Origin of the sequence: Asticcacaulis sp. W401b, assembly GCF_046503825.1 — a bacterium.
Lineage (GTDB): Bacteria > Pseudomonadota > Alphaproteobacteria > Caulobacterales > Caulobacteraceae > Asticcacaulis.
The window spans coordinates 33,344-53,091 of record NZ_JBKFEE010000017.1; the positions used below are offsets into that span (position 1 = coordinate 33,344).

17 protein-coding genes are annotated in these 19,748 nt (G+C 57.2%); 6 read left to right on the forward strand and 11 right to left on the reverse strand.

The features are described 5' to 3' along the window. Positions 1–15: 15 nt before the first annotated feature. The 5 genes from ACK8OE_RS18590 to ACK8OE_RS18610 all read right to left on the reverse strand — a co-directional run bounded on the left by ACK8OE_RS18590 (position 16) and on the right by ACK8OE_RS18610 (position 3,297). Positions 16–633, reverse strand: a complete 618-nt coding sequence (locus tag ACK8OE_RS18590; protein ID WP_410273826.1) for an isochorismatase family protein — start codon at positions 631–633, stop codon at positions 16–18. Between the two features lie 56 nt (positions 634–689). After that, positions 690–1,259, reverse strand: a complete 570-nt coding sequence (locus ACK8OE_RS18595) for an NADPH-dependent FMN reductase (RefSeq protein ID WP_410273827.1) — start codon at positions 1,257–1,259, stop codon at positions 690–692. Positions 1,260–1,325: 66 nt separating this feature from the next. After that, a complete protein-coding gene (locus ACK8OE_RS18600; protein WP_410273828.1) occupies positions 1,326–1,904 on the reverse strand; it encodes a TetR/AcrR family transcriptional regulator in 579 nt (192 codons plus the stop codon). 341 nt (positions 1,905–2,245) lie between these two features. Beyond that, positions 2,246–2,608 (reverse strand): DoxX family protein, encoded by a 363-nt coding sequence (locus tag ACK8OE_RS18605; RefSeq protein ID WP_410273829.1) that lies wholly within the window; start codon positions 2,606–2,608, stop codon positions 2,246–2,248. 101 nt (positions 2,609–2,709) lie between these two features. Continuing rightward, entirely contained in the window at positions 2,710–3,297 is a 588-nt protein-coding gene (locus ACK8OE_RS18610) for a TetR/AcrR family transcriptional regulator (protein ID WP_410273830.1), read from the reverse strand. 1,259 nt (positions 3,298–4,556) lie between these two features. Here ACK8OE_RS18610 and ACK8OE_RS18615 point away from each other — a divergent pair. The 3 genes from ACK8OE_RS18615 to ACK8OE_RS18625 are packed head-to-tail and all read left to right on the forward strand — an operon-like array spanning position 4,557 to position 10,063. Beyond that, positions 4,557–7,322: a TonB-dependent receptor gene (locus tag ACK8OE_RS18615; RefSeq protein WP_410273831.1), complete on the forward strand. Its 2,766-nt coding sequence runs from the start codon at positions 4,557–4,559 to the stop codon at positions 7,320–7,322. 11 nt (positions 7,323–7,333) lie between these two features. Next, the gene (locus ACK8OE_RS18620; RefSeq protein ID WP_410273832.1) at positions 7,334–9,061 is read left to right on the forward strand and encodes a sulfatase-like hydrolase/transferase; all 1,728 of its coding nucleotides are present in this window, start codon (positions 7,334–7,336) and stop codon (positions 9,059–9,061) included. Positions 9,062–9,064: 3 nt separating this feature from the next. After that, the gene (locus ACK8OE_RS18625) at positions 9,065–10,063 is read left to right on the forward strand and encodes a formylglycine-generating enzyme family protein (protein ID WP_410273833.1); all 999 of its coding nucleotides are present in this window, start codon (positions 9,065–9,067) and stop codon (positions 10,061–10,063) included. A 130-nt stretch (positions 10,064–10,193) separates the two neighbouring features. On the opposite strand, the gene ACK8OE_RS18630 is transcribed toward ACK8OE_RS18625, so the two are convergent. Next, positions 10,194–11,162, reverse strand: a complete 969-nt coding sequence (locus ACK8OE_RS18630) for a DMT family transporter (RefSeq protein ID WP_410273834.1) — start codon at positions 11,160–11,162, stop codon at positions 10,194–10,196. 75 nt (positions 11,163–11,237) lie between these two features. On the opposite strand from ACK8OE_RS18630, the gene ACK8OE_RS18635 reads away from it, so the two are divergent. Further along, positions 11,238–12,050: a helix-turn-helix domain-containing protein gene (locus ACK8OE_RS18635; RefSeq protein ID WP_410273835.1), complete on the forward strand. Its 813-nt coding sequence runs from the start codon at positions 11,238–11,240 to the stop codon at positions 12,048–12,050. Between the two features lie 167 nt (positions 12,051–12,217). On the opposite strand, the gene ACK8OE_RS18640 is transcribed toward ACK8OE_RS18635, so the two are convergent. From ACK8OE_RS18640 to ACK8OE_RS18660, 5 genes are all read right to left on the reverse strand, one after another. After that, on the reverse strand, positions 12,218–13,171 hold the full coding sequence (locus tag ACK8OE_RS18640) for an acyltransferase family protein (RefSeq protein ID WP_410273836.1): 954 nt from the start codon (positions 13,169–13,171) through the stop codon (positions 12,218–12,220). Positions 13,172–13,266: 95 nt separating this feature from the next. Further along, complete coding sequence (locus tag ACK8OE_RS18645) at positions 13,267–13,896, reverse strand: TetR/AcrR family transcriptional regulator (RefSeq protein ID WP_410273837.1); 630 nt, start codon at positions 13,894–13,896, stop codon at positions 13,267–13,269. Then, positions 13,893–15,269, reverse strand: coding sequence for an efflux transporter outer membrane subunit (locus ACK8OE_RS18650; protein ID WP_410273838.1), 1,377 nt, complete (start codon positions 15,267–15,269; stop codon positions 13,893–13,895). Before ACK8OE_RS18650 ends, ACK8OE_RS18645 begins: the two co-directional genes overlap by 4 nt. A 2-nt stretch (positions 15,270–15,271) precedes the next feature. Then, positions 15,272–16,363 (reverse strand): HlyD family secretion protein, encoded by a 1,092-nt coding sequence (locus ACK8OE_RS18655; protein WP_410273839.1) that lies wholly within the window; start codon positions 16,361–16,363, stop codon positions 15,272–15,274. After that, positions 16,360–17,916 carry an MFS transporter gene (locus ACK8OE_RS18660; RefSeq protein ID WP_410273840.1) on the reverse strand — a complete coding sequence of 519 codons (1,557 nt, stop codon included), beginning with the start codon at positions 17,914–17,916 and terminating at the stop codon, positions 16,360–16,362. Before ACK8OE_RS18660 ends, ACK8OE_RS18655 begins: the two co-directional genes overlap by 4 nt. Positions 17,917–18,031: 115 nt before the next feature. Between ACK8OE_RS18660 and ACK8OE_RS18665 the strand changes: the two genes are divergently transcribed. Beyond that, positions 18,032–18,913, forward strand: a complete 882-nt coding sequence (locus ACK8OE_RS18665) for a LysR substrate-binding domain-containing protein (protein ID WP_410273841.1) — start codon at positions 18,032–18,034, stop codon at positions 18,911–18,913. A gap of 353 nt (positions 18,914–19,266) precedes the next feature. Continuing rightward, positions 19,267–19,748: hypothetical protein (locus ACK8OE_RS18670; RefSeq protein WP_410273842.1), on the forward strand; the 482-nt coding region annotated here is incomplete at its 3' end.

Sequence of the window (19,748 nt, forward strand, 5' to 3'; positions counted from 1 at the left end):
CCCCGGATCGCCGGATTAGGCTTTAGCGGCCAGGAAGCTGCCAATCAGATTACCGTAGAATGGCAGATGCTCGCCCATGATTTGACCGAGTTGCTGACCGGTTTCATTGCGCCAGTCGCCTTGGAGTTCGGCGCCGACGGCCACCCAAGTTATTGGCGTGACGCCAGCTTGTACCATCCGAGCAACGGCAACTTCTTGGACCAGCTTGTTCCACGTGCCGGAGGCATCGATGACCGCATACACGTCATAGCCAGCTTTGATAGCCGAGAGTGCCACGAACGCCACGCAGACTTCCGTCGACACACCTGCGATGATCAGCTTCTTGCGGCCTGTCTTCTTGACGGCATCGACGAATTCAGCGCTGTCCCAGGCGTTGATCTGACCTGGACGATGCACCAGAGGGGAATCGGGAAGTGTCTGTAAGATGACCGGAAGGACCGGGCCGTTCGGGCCGTCAGCTGCGCTTGTCGTAATGACGGACGGCAGGTTGAAAGCCTTGGTGAGCTTGGCCAGTGCCGTTACGGCGGTCATGTATTCCGGAACGCTTTGGTCCTGGACGCCATTGGAAAGGCCGGTCTGGTGATCGATAAACAGAACCGCGGCATTGTCAGGTGTCAGACGATCGTAGGTCATTTTAGTCTCCTTGGTTGTTTTGGCCCAAAGGCCGGTGGGGAAGTGGAAAGCGGTGCTCAGGATTTGGAGACCGCTGCGAAAAGGTTCGACACGACGTGGTCGAGCATTTGATCCGGAATTGGGGATTTTAAGCGCCCATCTTCATCGAAGGCGTCGTGCGCAGCGCCGACGGCAACCATCGTCGGCAGGACGCGGGCGGCAAGTTGAAGCTCCAGAGAATTGCGCAAAGCCATCAAGCCGCGGTATCCTCCAAATGAACCGGGCGAAGCGCTGCCAATCGCAAAAATGGGCGTGGCGAAAGCGGCCGCCATGCCGCCATTGTCGTGTACCCTTGAAACCCAAACCAAAAGATTGGCTAGAATGGGTGACACATTGGCATTGTATTCCGGACTGGCGATAAAGATGCCCTGGTGTGTTTTGAAGGCGTCATGCAGTTCTCGCGCTGCGACTGGCAGCCCGTCCCGGGCTTCGAGATCGCCGTTATAAATCGGCATCTCGTAGTCGTTCAGATCGAGAACGGTTACCTCTGCGCCAAGAGCGACTAACCGCCTGGCGGCTTCTGAAGCGAGCTTGACATTGTATGAGCCGCTACGAACGGACGCGGCAAAAACCAGAATCTGTGGCATGGTCATCAATTCTTTCAGGACCAAATGGTCCAAAATTAGCGCACTAAGGTGCGTTGTGATTAGTTTCTAGTTGAGATGTGAGAAGAGGAGGGTCAACGCATCATCCAATCGGTCAATGTCGCTCCCGGCCCTGACCATTACTTGTAACCCTGGAAAGGCAACGACGAACAATCTGGCCAGCCTCACCGGATTGACTGCATCCCCAACAGAACCGTCGGTGCGTCCTCGCTCAATGGCCCGAGCGAGGGCAGCCTCAATCAGCTTAAAATCCTGATCAACCCGGTGACGGACAAGGGGATCGTGGGGGGCCATTTCGACGGCCTGATTTGTACTCATGCAACCGTCTGAAAATTCGGTAGCCTTTGCATCACTTACGATTTTGCGGAAAAAGGTTTCTATTGCTTCTCTCGCACTACCCCTCTCCAAAATAGCGTTCATTTCGCTGGCACGAGCGGCTCTATACCGGTCGTATGCTGCGAGGAACACAGCATGCTTATCGCCGAAGCTACTATACAGACTACTCTTACTCAGGCCGGTAGTTTCAATCAGATCAGTTAGGCTGGTAGCTTCGTAGCCTTTGTTCCAGAAAAGGCTCATTGCCTTTTCAAGAACATCTTCGCGATTAAATTCCTGTGGCCTGGCCATTGTCTCATGCCTAAATTACTGAACCGATCGGTCCGGAATTTCTTATATCGATATTGAACCGATGAGTCCATAACATTTTTGCGGTGCAGACAACTTTTATTGCAGCTTTGCGATCTGCCGCTCTCGCGCTGCCGCGTTGGTCCTCATGCGAATCTGGTGATCCGGAGGCTCTTCATTGATCCCGACCCTGTGCCAGGTGCAAATCAAATGCACTGGATTCAGATGCGGCATCCGCGATCAAGACCCCCGCGTGAAGCCGTTAGAACGTTACTTCCAGCTAGGGCTCAATAGCCTGAAGGCAAATTGAATTCGAGCAATGGCGTTCGGGTTGAGTTTTAGGTTCAGTCGGCCTGAGACGGGATTGGTTCGTGTTTGAAAATGGCGAAGGCCAGTATTGCACAAAGAGTCAGCACAACGAGCGGAGGAATGGAATGAGTAAGCTCTCCATTGATCAGTACCGTGCCGGCGGCGGCTAGCATGATGGACGCACCGAGCGCAGAGCCCCAGAGGCGGTATTTAGAGAATAGGAGGACAGCGGCGGCGAGTTCTAATGCGCCAGTCACATAGTGAAACCAAGAGGGATAGCCCCAGCGAAGATAATTGGCACGAACTTCGTCAGGTGGAAAAATGTTACCCAATGCGCCGATGATGAAAAAGGCACCAATCAGGTAAGCGCCAATCCGTGTCCATTTCCGTTGTTTCATTGGCTATAACTCCAAATGCAAAGACCTGTTAATTCCCGCTACTCACGCGGTGTTCTTTGCGAGTATGTGCCGCAACTAATAATGGCGGTCAATGCCAAATGTCAGTCAGTGTCATTTTTGAGCAGTGAGATGACGCTCGTAGCGCTATCATACTGTTCGACGATCACGCCTTGTCCTAGGTTTTCAACCCAGTTGACGATCGTCGCGCGCATTATCGCGAACACGACCCCAGCAAGTGCTTCAGCGATGAGGGGTGACAACTTAGGTTCGCCTATAGAGGTGAGTTGCATCGCTACGTCGCGTCCCAGATTAACTATCATCTGTTCTTTGCTGGCGGCGAGGCTAGGGCTTGTGAGTAGTAGACGTTCAGCTTTCAGAAAAAGCGCCGGATTTTGGTCGTAAGCCGCAAGCATTGAGCGGCCAGCCATAAGCAGGGCTGCCGCTGGCGCCGTACTTCTTAGATTTCGCTCAAGTTCCGTGGTGATGCTCGCCATGCGGTCGCCAACCCAGGAGACAAGAATGTCTTCCTTCGTGGGGAAATAGCGCAGAACGGTTCGTGGTGAGATTTCGACGGCACTCGCGATGTCAGAGATGGTGGTGGCTTCAAAACCATTTTCGCTAACGAGGTGAAGAGCAGCCTCAAGCAGCCGGGTTCGCGTTTTTTCTTTCTTTGCCTCGCGAAGTCCCACGTCGTGCCTCTTATCCTATCGGGATGATGTCGATTTTAGTGACGCAATTTCAGATATCGCCGGAAGGCGCGATATGCATGCGCTCAAGATGCTTACAACCTATATCGTCGAGGGATATAATGGAATCAGGCGATTGCTCGTCACTTCGCGAATGTCCGCAGAAATGTGTCATCGGCTTCGTCTGAACCAAGCCTCCAATCCTGCTCGGTCATTAAAATGATGATAGCCGCCCGTTCGCAAGTCCTTATCTCTCATCGCCAAAAATGGCGCCGTTCCCCGCGAGAAGGTTAGTGACGGCTGTATCACCGCTGAAGCGGAATCTACAGCTTAGGTGACTGAGCAAAAAAAGGAAGGCGAGAGCATAGTCACGCTATTACGCGGCAAATTGACGCATTGAGTGTGCGTCAAGATCGATCTATTCGTCGCTCGCCGAAAATAGAGTAGCAGGATGGTAGCTCCTGCGCTCGTCCACAGGACGAGTTCTAATCTCCTCAGAGCCGCGGCGTCTTCGTCTGGAACCCTTCCAGGAATGACGCTGTGCATGAGTTATGGCTCGCGGACATTCCTGATTTCGAAATGGAAACCGCCATGCTCTCGCCGGTATGCATCATGCGTCCGATTTGTTACGCCTGCTCGATATATAATCCCCTGTGGCCGACAAAAAGTCTTTTACCGGGGCTATTGCCAGGCGAGATAAATAGATTGCGGTTGTTCCAAAGCATTTCGGCTTCTGGAGGGGATTGGAATGCCTGACACCCCCAAACTGCCAGCCGATACTGGCCGCGGTATGAATCCATCCGCAGGTGTTCCGCAAAAAGGTCCGAAAATTCTGCGGAGCTACCTCCATTACCTTCCTGCACCTTCTTTATCGACGAACAAGTCGATGAAAGCTTCGGAAGGTGACGTTTGACACATCGGGGGGCTGACTTTAGGCGTCGAGACCCTGACCGCATATCGCGTGACCCTTAAACGTGACGTGGGAATGGACGCGATACTTGCGCGAGGCGCGGCGATAAAACTAACCCCGCAAATGCATTTCGTCAGGCGCTTGAGTCCGTTCTACAAGTTCCTCAGCTTCGAAAATTCAATATCGTGAGAAAATAATGCACAAAATCAATAATATAAAATAAATGCTGATACGCGCTTAACTGGCATGATAGAAATTCTGCCTTGTTGTAAATCCAGGTCGATTTAATAGGAATATCCAGCGAGACAGGACCACCTGATCAACGACTAGCACCCTCGATCAGGAGCCTACTGTGTCCTTCTCATCCGACGCCTGGCGCGTATCTGCGTCTTTGGGCGCCCTTTCTCTCGCCCTTTTATCCGCTCCGGCCTTTGCGGCTGATGAGCTTACTGCCACACCCGAGGGTGACAGCGCCATTCAAGAGGTTGTGGTACGCGGTATCCGCGGCGGCCTCGATCGCGCCTTGTCCACCAAACGCCGTGCGGACAGTGTCGTCGATGCGATCAGCGTCGAGGACATCGGGCAGTTTCCGGATGTGAACATCGCTGAGTCCGTTCAGCGCATCAGCGGTGTGCAGATCAACCGGACGCGGGGGGAGGGGCGTACCGTCAATATCCGCGGCCTGCCGTCCAATTTCACGCAAGCGACCTTCAATGGTCGGGTTTTGCCGAACGCGCTCTCCAATGCCGATACCGCCTCAAGCCGGACCTTCGACTTCACCATCCTGCCTTCCGAATTTGTGCGCACGCTATCAGTCTATAAATCGCCAACCGCAGACCTGGAGGATGGTGGTCTGGCGGGGTCTGTGGATGTCGTCACGGCCAAGCCCTTCGACACGGCTAAGCGGATCGCTACCTTCTCGGTTCAGGGCGAGCGTGAGAGCAATTCGGGTCTGTGGGCGCCGCGCGTGTCGGGTTTCTTCTCGCAGCAGTCCGATGACGGCCGTTTCGGCGCCTCTTTAGGTGTTTCGTACACGCGTCGCCGTCCTGAAACGCACACGGCTGGCGCCTTCTATACGGTGACGACCGAGGGTGCGGGCATACCGGCCGGAGGTACGGGCGGTGATGACCTGAACGCCAATGGGGTGATCGAGCCGACGCTTCAGGTGCGTATTCCGCAGCAAATCTATGTCTATAACTACGAGGAAGACAATAAGCGGATCAGCCTCAGTTCGGCTTTCCAGTATCGCGTCAATGACGCGCTGACGCTCTCGCTTGAAGGCTTCTACTCGAAGCTCGATGTGGTCGCGATCACCAACGAGAACCTGCAGATATTCGGAAACGCAAACACGGTGTTAAGTGCGTCTACGCAAACGATCGGCGGCATCCAGACGGCGACACGCTTCCGCGTGGCGGACCTCGATAATCGGGGTGGGGGGCGCTATGAGGATCGCAGCGGCTTCATTCGCTCTCTGGTCGGGGGTGCCAAGTATGAAGCCAATGGCTGGGTAGCGAATTTCGAGGTCGCCTACGCCCTGTCGCGCCAACACCGCGACAACCTCAATATCGCCACCATCGCCAACGGGCAGGCCGAGTATTCGGTTGCGCCTGGCGACGATGTCGGCAGCATCATCTATCTTAACGGTTATGATCAGGCGCGCCTGAACCCATCAAGCTTCCGCGTTGCCAGCCTCAACGGCGAATTCAATCGCGATAGTTCTGACGAGGTGAAGGACGCCAAGTTTGATGTCGCAAAGGCCTTCGACTGGCATGGCGTTTCCGGCATCCGCTTCGGTGCGCACTATGTCGACCGTGCCATCTACCAGGACAATGAGCGCCTGACCGTAACCGCTGCCCAACTAAGCAATCTCGTTGGTGGGCTGCCCGCAGGCACCTTGCCTGGGTCATTCAGCGCCGCTTCGTTCATGAAACTGCGCCGGGCGGGCTCGGGGAGCTTCCTCGGCAGCTATGACGGTGCGGCCACCTTCCCGAAAGAGTGGCTGGCCTCCGATACACGCGCCTTTGTCGCCAACTATTCTGACGCGCAGCTCATCAGCGCCGGTAGCCTGACCAATGATGCCTCTGGTATTACGGATGTGCGGGAGAAGACATTGGCGGGATATGTGCGCGCCGATCTCGACTTCGGGCGCCTGACCGGAAATGTCGGCGTGCGCGTGGTGCGCACCGAACAGACGACGGTCGGTGTGAGTCCCAACCTCAATGGGATCACCGTACTGCCGGACGCCGGCGGCATCACCCGTGTCCCGGCCGCAGAACCCATCGCGGTTGACCGGGAATATACGGACGTCCTGCCCAGTCTGAACCTGAAGTTCGATGCGACGGACAGGTTGCTGTTCCGCCTGTCGGCGTCGAAGACCCTGACGCGGCCCAATCTCGGTGAGACATCGCCGACGACCACGGCCAATGCCTCGTCGCGTGCCATCACGCAGAATAACCCGGTGCTTGACCCGTTCCGGTCGAACAATCTGGATGCCACAGCGGAATGGTACTTTGCCAGAGACGCGCTACTTGGCACATCCTTGTTTTACAAGGATATCGAGTCTCTGATTCGACGCGAAACCACGTCGCAAAACTATACCGTCACCTACGAGTACGCCAACGGTACGACCCAGCAGGCCTCCGTACCGTTCACGGTGAGCCGTCTCGTCAATGGGACGGGAGTCACGGTGAAAGGCGCAGAAGTGTATTACCAACAGGCGTTTAGTTTCCTGCCCGCGCCCTACGATGGTCTGGGCACGGTGATCAACTATACCTTCATCGATAATTCCGACCCGACGCAGCTTACCGGCGCGTCCCGCCACAACTACAATTTCACGGGCTATTACGAGAAGGGGCCGTTTGCAGCGCGCCTGTCCTATTCGTGGCGCAGCGGCTTCCTCTCCGCCGTCGGTACGGGAACCGCGCTTAGCACCTACGCCCGGCCCTTCGGCACACTCGACGGCAGCGTTACCTACAAGGTCCGTGACAACTTCTCCGTCGTCGTCGAAGCCGTGAACATCCTCGATACGGATGAGCGCACCTTCTACGAGGGCGGTCTGCCAGCCACCTACATCGACGCCGGGCGCCGCCTGTTCGTCGGTCTTCGCTACGCCCTTTAAGAGGTGATGTCATGACAAAGCTATCCCGTAATGCTCGCCGAGGTAACCGTCTGCGTACGCGTCTCGCCTGCGTGACCGCGCTCACCGGTCTGGTCGCCATGGACCTGGCCTCCGCCGCGGAACTCAGTGGCACCGTTACCGGCGCTAACGGCAAACCGGCCGCCGGTGTGCGCGTCGTTGCACCCGACCTCCTGCGCTCGGCGACGACCGGACCGGATGGAGCCTTCCGCTTCCAGAACATCCCGGATGGTGAGGTGGCGCTGCAGATCTCCGGATTTGGCACCAAGGCCGTATATCAACGCGTGGCCGTACCGAAAGACGGGACCGGAACCGTGTCGCTGACGCTCTCGCCCAATACCGAGATTGCAAGGGCCGCCGCGCTGAATGCGGAGCCAAAACCTGAGCATCTGGCGCAAAAGCAGACTTATCTGCAAAGCATCAGGCCGGTGTCGGGCGCGAAGCCTAATATCATCGTCATCCTGTTCGATGATCTGGGCGCGGGTGACCTTTCGTCCTACGGGAACAAGCTGATCAAGACCCCGAATATCGATTCTCTGGCCGACCGTGGGACCAAGCTCGATCAGTTTTATTCGGCGTCACCCGTGTGCACCCCTTCGCGTGCCGCGCTTCTGAGCGGTCGCTACCCAACTCGGGCGCACGCGGCCAATCATGTCTATTTCCCAACTGGGCACCCGGTATCCCTGATCCGCCGTAGTCAGGGTTGGGCGAACGCTCTGCCGCAGGATGAAATCCTGCTGCCCGAAGTTCTGACGCGCGCGGGTTATACGACCGGTGCCTTCGGCAAGTGGCACCTTGGCGATACAGAGGGCCATCTTCCCAATGACTTCGGCTTCCAGCAGTATTTCGGCATTCTCTATTCGAACGACATGGCGCCCGAAACGCTTTGGCGCAACAAGACGGTCGATACGCCGGGCGACAAGACCGATCAGGCGACCTTGACCGAACGTATTACCGATGAAGCGGTGAGCTTTATCACCGACAATGCCAAGAAGCCGTTCTTCGCCTACGTGCCTTATACGGCCCCACACGTCCCCCATCACCCTAACCCGAAGCATAAAGGCGTTTCTGAAGGGGGAACCTACGGGGATGTGATCGAAGACCTCGACACCAATGTCGGTCGCATTCTGCAGACCGTTAAGGCGCAAGGGATCGAGGACAATACCATCATCGTCATCCTAAGCGACAATGGCGGCGACACCGGCGGCAGCGTCGGGGACCTGCGCGGCCGTAAGGGCGAGACCTATGAGGGCGGGCAGCGTGTGCCGGCCCTGATCTATTGGCCGGGCGTCACGAAACCCCAGACGGTGAGTGAGGAGATGGCGATGAATATCGACCTCTTCCCCTCGATCCTGACGGCCCTGAATATCCCCTTGCCCAAAGACCGCGAGGTCGATGGAAAGGACATTCGGGGCTTGCTGAAGGGCGAGCAGACGCCACATCAGTATCTCTATTACGTCACCACTTGGACCGGTAAGTATGAAGCCATTCGCGATCGCGGATATAAGTTCCGTGATCCGGTCGACAACACCTCACCCCTACAGCCCGGTGGGGCGTCGACCTACGGTATAAAGCCCTCGCTGACCCGCCTCGATGTGGATAATGAATCGATCGATGTCACTGCCAAACACCCGGATGTGCGCGCCCGGCTGGAGGCAGCGCTAAAACAGAAACGCGATGAGGCCGCTGGCAACCCGCGCGGCTGGCGAGAGGTACGCTGAGCCATGACGGACGTTCGGACCGCTGGAGACGTAGGCGACGCCCGCGCCGGGATGATCTACATCCCGGGTGGCGTCTTCTCTATGGGGTCCGAACGCTACTATCCAGAAGAAGCACCAGTGCGGCGGGTCAGGGTTGATCCGTTCTGGATTGATGCCACCCCCGTCACCAACGACCAGTTCGCGGTCTTTGTCGCTGCAACCGGCTATATCACGGTTGCGGAGATTTCGCCCAATCTTGCGGATTTTCCAGGAGTTGACCCAGCCTTACTCTCACCGGGCTCCCTCGTTTTCCAGCGCCCGGCCCGGCCGACGCATGTACGGGACATCAACGCCTATTGGATTTTTCGCGCGGGAGCTGATTGGCGGCAACCGAGAGGCCCTGGCAGTAATCTGGATGATCTCGGATCGCATCCGGTCGTGCACATTGCCCATGCCGATGCCCTGGCCTATGCGCAGTGGGCTGGGAAGCGACTGCCCAGCGAGGCGGAATGGGAGATCGCCGCGCGTGGGGGGCTTGAGGGGCGGGAGTTTGCCTGGGGTGACACACTCTATCCGGATGCTTCCGTAATGGCCAATACCTGGCAGGGCGAATTCCCGCATGAGAACCGACTCGACGATGGATGGGAGTTTACCTCACCGGTCCAAACTTTCCCTGCCAATGGCTTTGGGCTTTTTGATATGATCGGCAATGTCTGGGAGTGGACGGACGACTGGTATGGTCTGCCAGTCAAGGAGACCAAGGCTTCGGGAAGCTGTTGCACGCCGTCCAACCCTAGAGGAGGCAGTGAGCGGGCCAGCTTCGACCTTAACGATCCCTACGCTCGTTTCGGGCGAAAGGTCTTGAAAGGCGGTTCGCACCTGTGCGCGCCGAACTACTGTCAGCGTTACCGGCCGGCGGCGCGCTCGGCGCAGACCATCGACTCATCGTCAAGCCACATCGGGTTTCGATGTGCGGTATCGGTGTCGCTTCAGCCGAATGGCCAGGGTAACAGGTCGATGTAACCTCTGGGCCAACAGCACGCGTAAGTTGCCTGGCTAATACCTTTCTTGACACTTAGGGCTGGTGTTGGCGGTGCTGTGAGGCGTCAAGTTTAAAGTGGGGCCTTGGTGTGAGAAGGTCCGAACGGGGCTCTCAACTGCTTTTGTTAGAGGATTGGCGACGAACTTCGGTGTGCGTCGACGATACCAGCGCTTCTGTGGATGATCGAGACGCGCTCACAAGGACAATCCCAGCTATGACGGCGACTGAGCCGACCACAAACCCCTGGCTCAACTTCTCATCAAGAAGGATCACTCCGAGAAGGACACCGAAGAGTGGCGTCATGAACGAGAACACACCGAGTTGCGAAGCGCGGTACTTTTTGAGTAGCCAGAACCACGCAAGAAAGCTGGCGATTGAAACAATCACCGTCTGGAATAACAGGTTTGCGAACAGAAGCGTCGAAATCGTAAACGCCGTCTGTTGCGTGTAGGCCGCGAACCCGGTGAGAATGATGAAGGCACTGAAGAGTTGATAAAAAAGGACATGCTTGGCGGGGAGGATGCTGAGTTGGGTTGTTCGGATGACAACTGTGGTCAGCCCCCAAGCCGCACCCGCCATGAGTGCGAGACTATCGCCCCACAAGGTCGATTCCCAGTCGGCGCTTCTCTCTTTGCCTGACGACGGCACGAGAAAAGCAAACGCGATTCCAGCAGCCGCCAGTCCGATGCCACACCATTGCGCGACTGAAAGACGTTCCTCCCGAAGCTTCCAGTGCAGGCCTAAAGCGGAAAAGACAGGCGCCGTGTATAGAAAAACAACCACATGCGCTGCGGACGTGTGTCGGAGGGCTTCGCCGATAAGCAAGAACTCCAGCGCGAATAGAGCGCCAGCAAGACCGCCAAAGAAGCCTTGTCGCCCAAATAAAGGGATGCCTTCTCCCTTAAACAATATGAAAAAAAACACGGCTACGGCAGCGATTCCAGACCGTATACCTATCTGGAAAACTGGTGCTGCGAGGCTTTCAGTCGCTTTGAGACCGATTTGTTGAAACGCCCAGACTAGGCATATCGGCACCATCAGGCCTAGAGCCGTCCAATCAACTGACTTTTGACTTTGCATTCGAGGCATCCTTTTCGAGCCTCCAGAATAGCATTTGGCAGAAACTGTCTATATAGTGATTTAATGACAGTCGGTATGCAAAATCTGACACGGGTGCGTTCGACCGAAGCGGCGGTGCAATATCAGGCTCCCTTCAGGGACCAGTTACCCTATCCGCTGTACTTCAGGTTTGCCAACATGCCCGGGAATGCCAGCTATCCCCTCCATAGGCATCCTTGGGGCGAGTTCGTCTATTCATACAGCGGCATGATGGAAATCAGTTTAAGTAGCAGCCATTATCTGGCGCCTCCTCAGTATGCCGTATGGCTACCCCCGGGGGTGGAGCACCGCGGATTGAATCGATACGCTGCGGTACATTGCTCACTGTATGTGGATGCCGCTCTTTGTGCCGACTTGCCCGAAGAGACGACCGCACTTGAGGTCACGCCGCTTCTCAGATCGATGCTGGAGCATCTTCGATCAAATGAACATGTGGATAATGGACACGAGGACCATTTACGTTTTCTGCATGTGGTTGTTGACTTAGTTAAGGTGGCTCGACACGTAGGAACTTATCTACCTTGGTCAAATGACCATCATCTTGACCTCGTGCTTTCCACCCTCAACGAAAACCCAGCAGACAACAGATCTCTGGCCGAACTTGCCAGGATTGTTGGCATAGCTGAGCGAACATTGATTCGCCGATGCTTGCGCGATCTGGGTATGCCATTCGCCGAGTGGAAGCAGAGGCTGCGGGTGACACGAGCGCTCCCTTTACTTGAAGCGAACGAGACGATTGAGACAGTGGGAACTGCCTTGGGCTACAGTAGCGCCTCATCTTTCATCGCTATGTTCAAGCGGATGACGGGTTCGACACCCGACGAGTACAGGACGTCCGCTCGGCGATGAGCGCAAAGAGAATCGACTAATCGTTTCCCAAAAATGAACGGGATATGGTCACTCGGTGAAGAAGAACTGAGGCGCAGCATTATGGACCTTGTCCTGAAAGCGCATCGGACTCAAGGCGGCTTGAGCGGGTAGGGCGATGGTGCTTCGAGCGGCGCCATAACCCTTTTTTAAATGATAGAGAACTTCAGTACGCGTTTCGAGACGGCGTTTATCCGCGCCAGGGTCGGCGAAATCAGCGCGATGATAAAAACGACGATGAAGAGGTGGTAACTGCGGCCGATCGTCACGTGGGTCTCCAGAATTCTGAGGATCAGCGGGTGCAGGAAAAAGATCAGCGTCGCCATGTCGCTGATTTCAGTCGTCTCGGCTGGTTCATACCGTTGAAGTGCCTTCAGAAATACCGCTGTGGCCAGGACCGGCAGGGAAAATAAAACGTCGAGGCCTTCTGTCACCCCAAAATACCGGTTGATCGCATATTCGGCCAAAAGAAGAAGTACGCCTGAGACCAGACCGATATTGACAAGGGCGCGGGAAATGCCCGACAGGCCATGACGCGCGAGCAGCAACCCTATGCCGAAAAAGGGCACGCCCATGCACAGGAAGTTCCGGTAGATGGGATAGTGCTGGAAGATGTGGTCGTAGACTGTGCCGCGAAATAGGTGATAATTCCCGGTGTATTGCGTAAAAAGACCCGCCGCATAGCCTATGATCATCAGTGCCATCAGCCACGGCGTCGATACCCGACGCATAAGGTGAAAAACGCCGCCCGCCGCTAGAACCGCGGGCAGATACCACAGGTGAAAATAACCGACAAAGGTGAGGTTCATGATGTCAGTCACGGTTCTGATATTGCGTAAGGCGTCGAAGCCGTAGATCAGGGTCCAGACCGTAAACAGGAGCCAGATGTGCAGACTCCAGCGGACAAAGCGTCGAGGATTTCCGATGACCGCCAAGGCGTAGTAGCCATTGATCATGAAGAAGATCGGCACGGCGATGCGGAACAGATAGTCGACGAGAAAGTGCGACGCGACCGGATTTATATCGGCACCTAGATTGGTATGTATGCCAACGACCATAATAGCGAGACACAGTTTAAGATAGTCGATTGTCCCGTTACGCATAACTATACCCAAAACGAAATCAGTCATCTATGGCGTCAGTGTGTAGCCGATATGACACCGCCCTATCGCACGAACCTCCCATAATCTGCGCGAATCTAAGGCCCAAAGATGCGAAGAAAGGTGTCAACCGCGTCTTCTGAAGCGCAACGCTCATCCTTCTCACCTTCGAATTTGTCGGGATGAAGTAGATAATGGCGTTGAGGAATGTCGATGGCGAGGGCAAGTAGTGTCCTAGCTGCAATCATTGGATCAATGTAACGTAGCTTACAACGGTCCATTTCCGCTCGCAGGTAACCGCTAAGTGGCAGGAGATTGTTTTGCAGGCAGGCAGCGTCGTATCTGGCGGCTAAAGTCGGAAATCGTTCGGCTTCAGCCTGTACCAAGCGGAATAGGGCTAGTCGACGTGGTTGAAGCATCACTCGTGAGACATTTAGGCAAAACCGCAATAGAGTTGAATGCGTATCGCTAGTTCCAAAGAGGCTGGGCGAGAGCTCCCCTTGCAACTGGTCGATAGCGTCATTTATGGTAGCGACAAACAGCTCGTCCTTTGAGGGAAAGTACTGCCATAGTGTCGCTTTGGAGCCTCCAAGGCGCGAGGCCACTTCGCTCATTGAGCTGGTTCTGTAGCCATGTTCCAGAAAAACTTCAGTAGCCACTTTGATTATCTTCTGCTGACGATGTTCGCGCCGTCGAACCGAGGACATATGGCCAGTGTGAGTGGTCATTTCCGTTCCACGCTGTCAGTAGGTTCCGACCAGCCGCCGCCTAAGGCCTGAAACAGCGTGACGGCGGCATTCAGGCGATCGGTGCGCGATTGAATCAGCGCCAGTTCGGCGGCAAGAGCACTGCGTTGCGCGTCAAGCTGCTCCAGATAGGGTGCATAACCAGCCTCATAACGACCGCGCGCCAGTTTAAGACTGATGGCCAAAGCCTGCCCTTGCTGCTCGATGGCCGCTTCCGAGGCCTTCAGTTCTTCACCGGCAGCCAGTGCATCTTCGACATCGCGCAGGGCCGTCAGCACGGTTTTGCGATAGCCCAAAACCGCCTGTTCGCGTCTGGCCGTCGCCGCATCGACCTGCCCTTCCAGTCGTCCGCCGGAAAAGAGCGGTGCGACAAGGCTGCCGCCCAGACTGAAAACGTCGACGCCGCTGCTCAGCAGGCTGGAATTGGCGCGGCCGCCTGAAAGGGTGAGTTGCAGGTTCGGCATTAGCGCCGCCCGCGCAGCGCCCAGATTGCGATCTGCCGCCGCCACGCCTTGCTCGGCTTCGAAGATATCCGGTCGATGGCGCAGCAGTTCAGAAGGCATGATCGTCGTCGGCGCCGGCACATGCAGCGACAGAAGACCGTCGCCTCTGGCGATGGTGGCCGGCGCTTCTCCCAGCAGAAGGCTCAGCGCGTTTTCATAACGCCGGATCGACAGGCGCACGGTGGGAATGAGTTGCGCGGCGGCTTCGTATTCCGCCTGCGCCTGATTGACTTCGAGACGCGCGGCGTAACCGGCGTCTGCCCTGCGCCGCGCCAGTTGCAGGGCGGATTGGCGGGCCGCGAGCGTTTCGGTCAGTATCTTCAGGCGCGCATCGGCGGCCAGCAGGTTGATATAGGCCGTTGCGGTTGTGGTGGCGGTCGCCAGTCTGACACTGTCCTGCGCGGCCTGACTGGCCAGCAGATTTGCACGGGCGGCCCCTTTGGTGTTTGAAAGGCGTCCGAACAGGTCGGTATCATAGGACATCGTCGCCAGTGCGCGCCCTGCATCCTGCGTCACCGGCACGCCGAAGGCGTTGAGGTCGCGTTGATGCGCGCCGGTCAGGCCCATATTGATCAGGGGCAGGGTCTGCGCATTGGCTATGTGGAGTTGCGCACGGGCGTCCTCGACCCGGCTGGCGGCAATGGCAATATCGGTATTGGCGGTGAGCGCCTTTTCCACCAAAGACGCCAGCACAGGATCGTTAAAGCCGCGCCACCACGCCGTGTCTGGCAGGGCCTGAGGCGCAGCGCTGTGCCACGCTTCGGGCAGGGTGGGGGTTATGGAGGGTGTGGGTGTGTGCGGGGTGGTGGCGCAACCCGTCAGCAGCAACAAAAGAGGGGCGAGGGATTTCATGATCAGCCCCGTGTGCGGATGCGGGTTTCGACGGACATGCCGGGACGCAGGCGTGCGGCTTCGGCCTGCCCCGGATCGATGCGGATGCGGACCCCGATGCGTTGCGGCACCTTTACGAAGTTGCCGGTACCGTTATCGGGTTTGACGGCGGAAAATTCCGATCCGGTCGCGGGCGATAAGGCTTCGACATGACCATTGAGAACCGCGCCGCCCAGCGCATCGACTTTCAGCGTGGCGGATTGGCCCGGCCGGATGCGGGTCGTCTGCGCTTCTTTGTAATTGGCGATGATCCAACGCTCGGCGGGTACGATTGACACAAGTGGATTGCCGTTGGTAACATATTGCCCGACGCGCACGCCGACCTCGCTGGCGCGACCGTTTTCCGGTGCGCGGATCAGGGTGTTATCGAGATCGACCTGCGCCAGCCGCAACTGGGCTTCGGCGGCCTTGACGTTCGCCTCCAGCCCTTCGCGCGATACCTCCACCGTCCGGATATCTTCCTGTGAAATGCGATTGCCTGCCTGCGCCTGATCGACCGCGGCCTGCGCCTGTTTGAGCGCGGCCAGCGTCTGATCGTGTTCGCGTTGAGAGATGGAGCCGTCGCGAACCAGATCGTCCGCCCGCGCCATGTCGGCGCGCGCCTTTGCCAACTGTGCCTGCGCATTGGCGACACTGGCGGTCTGCCCGGAAAGCGCAGCCTGTCGGGAGTGAAGAGATTGCCGGTTGTTGGCCAGTGTCGCTTGCTGGGCTTCGAGATTGGCTTCGGCCTGCGCGACGCGCTGCCGATAGATGCGGTCGTCGATACGAACGAGCACGGCATTGCGGCCAACGGGCTGATAGTCGCTGACTTCGACGGCGGTGACATAGCCGCTGACCTGCGGAGCGATGACGGTCGTGCGCCCGCGGACATAGGCATTGTCGGTGATTTCCACCGCGCCGCCAAAGGGCGGAAGCTGCCAGGCGTAGAGCAGGCTCAGTATGCCCGCTGCGCCCGCCACAAGAGACAGGGCCGTCAGATGCAGGGGACGAACAGGCGGAAGCCAGGTCACGGGGCGAACGTCGGACTCTGTTGCCGTTTTGGTAGTCGTACTCATGGAGATACCTTGGGGGTGCGGGTTTGATAGAAGTGCCGCAGGGCGCTGCCGATCATGCAGACCGCGACAATGAAGGCGATAAGGGCGACGAGACGGAACACGTCGTTGAAGGCGAGGATGTTGCTCTCGCGCGTCAGCATGGCCTGAAAGTCGCCGTGCTGCATGACGAGGGGATTGGTGCTCAGAAGGTTTTCGCTGAGGGTCTGGCGGTACCGGTGCGCCATCAGGGTCTGAAAGCTGCCGAGTAGGGCCGAGCCGAAAAGTGCACCCAGATTTTGGGTCATGCCGAACAGGACAAGGAAGGTGATGAAGGCTTCCGGGCCGTGTTTGAGCATGCGCAGGAAGCCGGTGATCATCGACGGCCCCAGAAAGAGGGCGGCGCCGAAACCGATTAGAGACTGGCTCAGATAAAGCTGTTCCGGGCGGGTCAGATTGGAGGCATGGCTGTCCATCAGGGCGCCGGTCATGATCAGCAGGGCCGATATCCCTATGGCCAGCGGCATGCGTCCGGGTTTGAGCATGAACGCGCCTGTGGCCGTGCCACAGACCATGGCGATCATGACGAAGACGAACATCGTATGAAGCTGATCATTGCCAAGGCCGCCGACGGTCAGAAGCCCTACGGCGCCATAGGTCTGTTCGGCCAGAGACACGCGAACCATCAGGGCGATCAGCGCAAAGCGCACGACATCCGAACCCTTGATCCACTTGATGGTGATCAGCGGCTCGTGGCGATGCATTTCGAGCCAGATGGCCACCATCAGCAGCGGCAGCGCTACCACCAGCATCCAGCCCAGCCATGGCGTATCGGTCCACCAGTGCGCCCGGCCATTCGCCAGCACCCCGCAGATCAGGACGATAGCGGGCATAAAGAAGGCCATGGTCAGGAAATCGGCTTTTCGAAAGGCCTTGGCATGAAGCGTCGGGGGAACGGGATGCAGGTGGATGGCGCACAGCACCAGAAGACCCAGCCCCAGTTCGATGTAAGACAGTCCGCTGCCGCCATCCCACGCGAGTATGTCGGTGGGCACCAGCCTGGCCAGAGGGATGCCGAGCTGGGTGATGCCGAAAGCGATCACCAGTCCCTTTGGGCGGTCCGGTGGCGAAACGACCTGAAGCATACTGTAGACCGCCAGACCGATGAGGGCCGAACCGCTCAGACCGCATACGGCGCGCAGCAAAAGCGCGGTTTGAAAGCCGGGCACGAATATGTGCAGAGCCGCCGCCAATATATAGGCGAGCACCAGCCATTCGATAACGCGCATCAATCCGAACTGTTGCCGGGCGCGCACCAGCAGCAGATTGGCGCAGACGGCGGTCGACATGTTGGCAGCAATCAGCCAGCCGGCCTCCGCCGTATCCATGCCGTAGGCTCCGGCGAGCAGCGCGCTATGGACGCTGACCAGCCCGTTACCGAGCGTGCCCGCGATGCCGGCAATCAGGGCAATGGGAATGTAGCCCCACCGGCGCAGCGTGTCGTGACGCGGCGTATGCGGACTGCCGGGCAGGGTGGGCAGTTCATCCGGTTGAAAAACATAGGGGTTCTGAGACACGCCGGGGGCCTTTGCGGGGCAATAAACAGGCGCGGAATGTCGTCGTCTCCATTCATTTGATCAATAAAGCCAATCATGCAATATTGATAAGTAAATTGCATGATTTGGGATCGCCATGGAACTGCGCCGGCTTCGCTATTTCATCGTCACTGCCGACGAACTGCATGTGGCGCGCGCGGCCGAGCGTTTGGGCATCGCGCAGCCTGCGCTGAGCCAGCAAATCCGCGTACTGGAAGAGTCTTTGGGGGTACGCCTGTTCGATCGCGTCAGTCGTGGCATAAGACTATCGGCCGTGGGTGCGACCTTCCTGCCCTATGCCATCGAAGCCGTCGCAGCCGCCGATCGGGCCATCGAGGTCGCAAAGGGCGCAGCACGTGGCGAGCGGGGCAAGCTGGAAATCGGTTATGTCGGGTCGGCCATGATGGAGCCGGCCCTGCCGCACCTGATAGGGGCCTTCAGGCAGCGCTTTCCGGATGTCGAGATTCAGATGCGCAATCTGCCGGTAGGCAGCCAGTTCGAGCATCTGCTCGATCAACGGCTGGATATTGCCTTCGTCAGATACCTGTCGCAGGCGGTGCCGTCGTCACTGCGCGCCGAGGTGTTTTACTCGACGCGTCTGGTGGCGGCCGTGCCTTCCGGCCACCCCGTCGCTACGGCGGCTGCGCCAAAGCTGGCCGACCTGTCGCAGGATAGCTTTGTGGTCTTGCAGGATAACCAAACACAGGGCTTTTTCATCGAGACGGTTATCGAGGTCTGCGAAAAGGCAGGCTTTGTGCCGCGGATCGACCTTAAGGTTGGAGATATTGCATCTATGGTGGGGCTGGTTTCGGCGGGACTGGGGGTCTGTCTGGTGCCCGCCCTTATCAGCAGTCTGGCCATGCCGAACGTTACCTTCAGGCCGCTGGAAGACCTTGATGCGCCTATGGACCTGCTGATGGTAACGCGTAAGAATGATAGTAGCCCGGCGGTGAGGCGATTCCTCTCCCTCGTCGGCTAGGCTTTGAGTTTCGTAGATTTATTATTCGAATATACTGTGGCACCTGCTTCACCTCATAAGAATAAGTTAAGTAGGAGGTGGATTTGTAGGCTATTCGTAATTTGATTGGATTTTACCAATATTCAGAATTGTGGCCAATAACATTGTCAGGGAAAGAAATATGAACGCTCTGCAAAATTTTACAGTGCTGTCACTTTCGACCGAATGACCTGCACCGAAACGCCGAACGCAGATTCGGGGAAATTATCCGAACGGTCGCGTCAAATTTCAGCACCCGCACATTTTGCAACCTTAACTTGCCATTAAGCATGTCGGCATCAGGATACCCTCGTTCTTAAAGGGAGGTTTCTGAAATGCAGGTTCGATTTTCAACCGATTTTTCAATCGCGACATCACTGCGTCAGGCATCCTCAGAGAGATTAACATCTACAGCCTCTCCCACGCCTGCGGACGAAAGCGCGGACACAGCCACGTCCGCCGCAGATATCTTGAAAATCACTATCTCGGAGGCCGCCAAGGCGGCTTACGAAGAGTTCAAGGCTAATGGCGGACTCATAACTGACTCTGAGGTCGCGCTGTCTCTGCTGAAGGTCGGGTCACCGCAAACAGAGCAGACCGAAGAGCCTCCAACAAAGTTCGAGGTCCCGGAGGAGTTCACGCGCCCCGAACCCACGCGAGAAGAGGGGGCCACCTCGACGAACCGCCGGGTCATAACTGAAAAGGATTTCCGCCATCTAGGCCTTCTTTCTGACGAGGAGGGAGAAGCGCTAATTCGTGCCGCCATGCGTGGTGAAGCGCCTGAGTTAATTTCGTTCACCGTCAGCGACGAGCTTGA

Excerpts from the sequence above, each read along its gene's own strand:
- ACK8OE_RS18650 (WP_410273838.1), bottom strand. The coding sequence starts at position 15,269 with ATGAAATCCCTCGCCCCTCTTTTGTTGCTGCTGACGGGTTGCGCCACC.
- ACK8OE_RS18620 (WP_410273832.1), top strand. The coding sequence starts at position 7,334 with ATGACAAAGCTATCCCGTAATGCTCGCCGAGGTAACCGTCTGCGTACG.
- ACK8OE_RS18645 (WP_410273837.1), bottom strand. The coding sequence starts at position 13,896 with ATGACCACTCACACTGGCCATATGTCCTCGGTTCGACGGCGCGAACAT.
- ACK8OE_RS18590 (WP_410273826.1), bottom strand. The coding sequence starts at position 633 with ATGACCTACGATCGTCTGACACCTGACAATGCCGCGGTTCTGTTTATC.
- ACK8OE_RS18625 (WP_410273833.1), top strand. The coding sequence starts at position 9,065 with ATGACGGACGTTCGGACCGCTGGAGACGTAGGCGACGCCCGCGCCGGG.
- ACK8OE_RS18595 (WP_410273827.1), bottom strand. The coding sequence starts at position 1,259 with ATGCCACAGATTCTGGTTTTTGCCGCGTCCGTTCGTAGCGGCTCATAC.
- ACK8OE_RS18605 (WP_410273829.1), bottom strand. The coding sequence starts at position 2,608 with ATGAAACAACGGAAATGGACACGGATTGGCGCTTACCTGATTGGTGCC.
- ACK8OE_RS18640 (WP_410273836.1), bottom strand. The coding sequence starts at position 13,171 with ATGCGTAACGGGACAATCGACTATCTTAAACTGTGTCTCGCTATTATG.
- ACK8OE_RS18635 (WP_410273835.1), top strand. The coding sequence starts at position 11,238 with ATGCAAAATCTGACACGGGTGCGTTCGACCGAAGCGGCGGTGCAATAT.
- ACK8OE_RS18600 (WP_410273828.1), bottom strand. The coding sequence starts at position 1,904 with ATGGCCAGGCCACAGGAATTTAATCGCGAAGATGTTCTTGAAAAGGCA.
- ACK8OE_RS18655 (WP_410273839.1), bottom strand. The coding sequence starts at position 16,363 with ATGAGTACGACTACCAAAACGGCAACAGAGTCCGACGTTCGCCCCGTG.
- ACK8OE_RS18665 (WP_410273841.1), top strand. The coding sequence starts at position 18,032 with ATGGAACTGCGCCGGCTTCGCTATTTCATCGTCACTGCCGACGAACTG.
- ACK8OE_RS18630 (WP_410273834.1), bottom strand. The coding sequence starts at position 11,162 with ATGCAAAGTCAAAAGTCAGTTGATTGGACGGCTCTAGGCCTGATGGTG.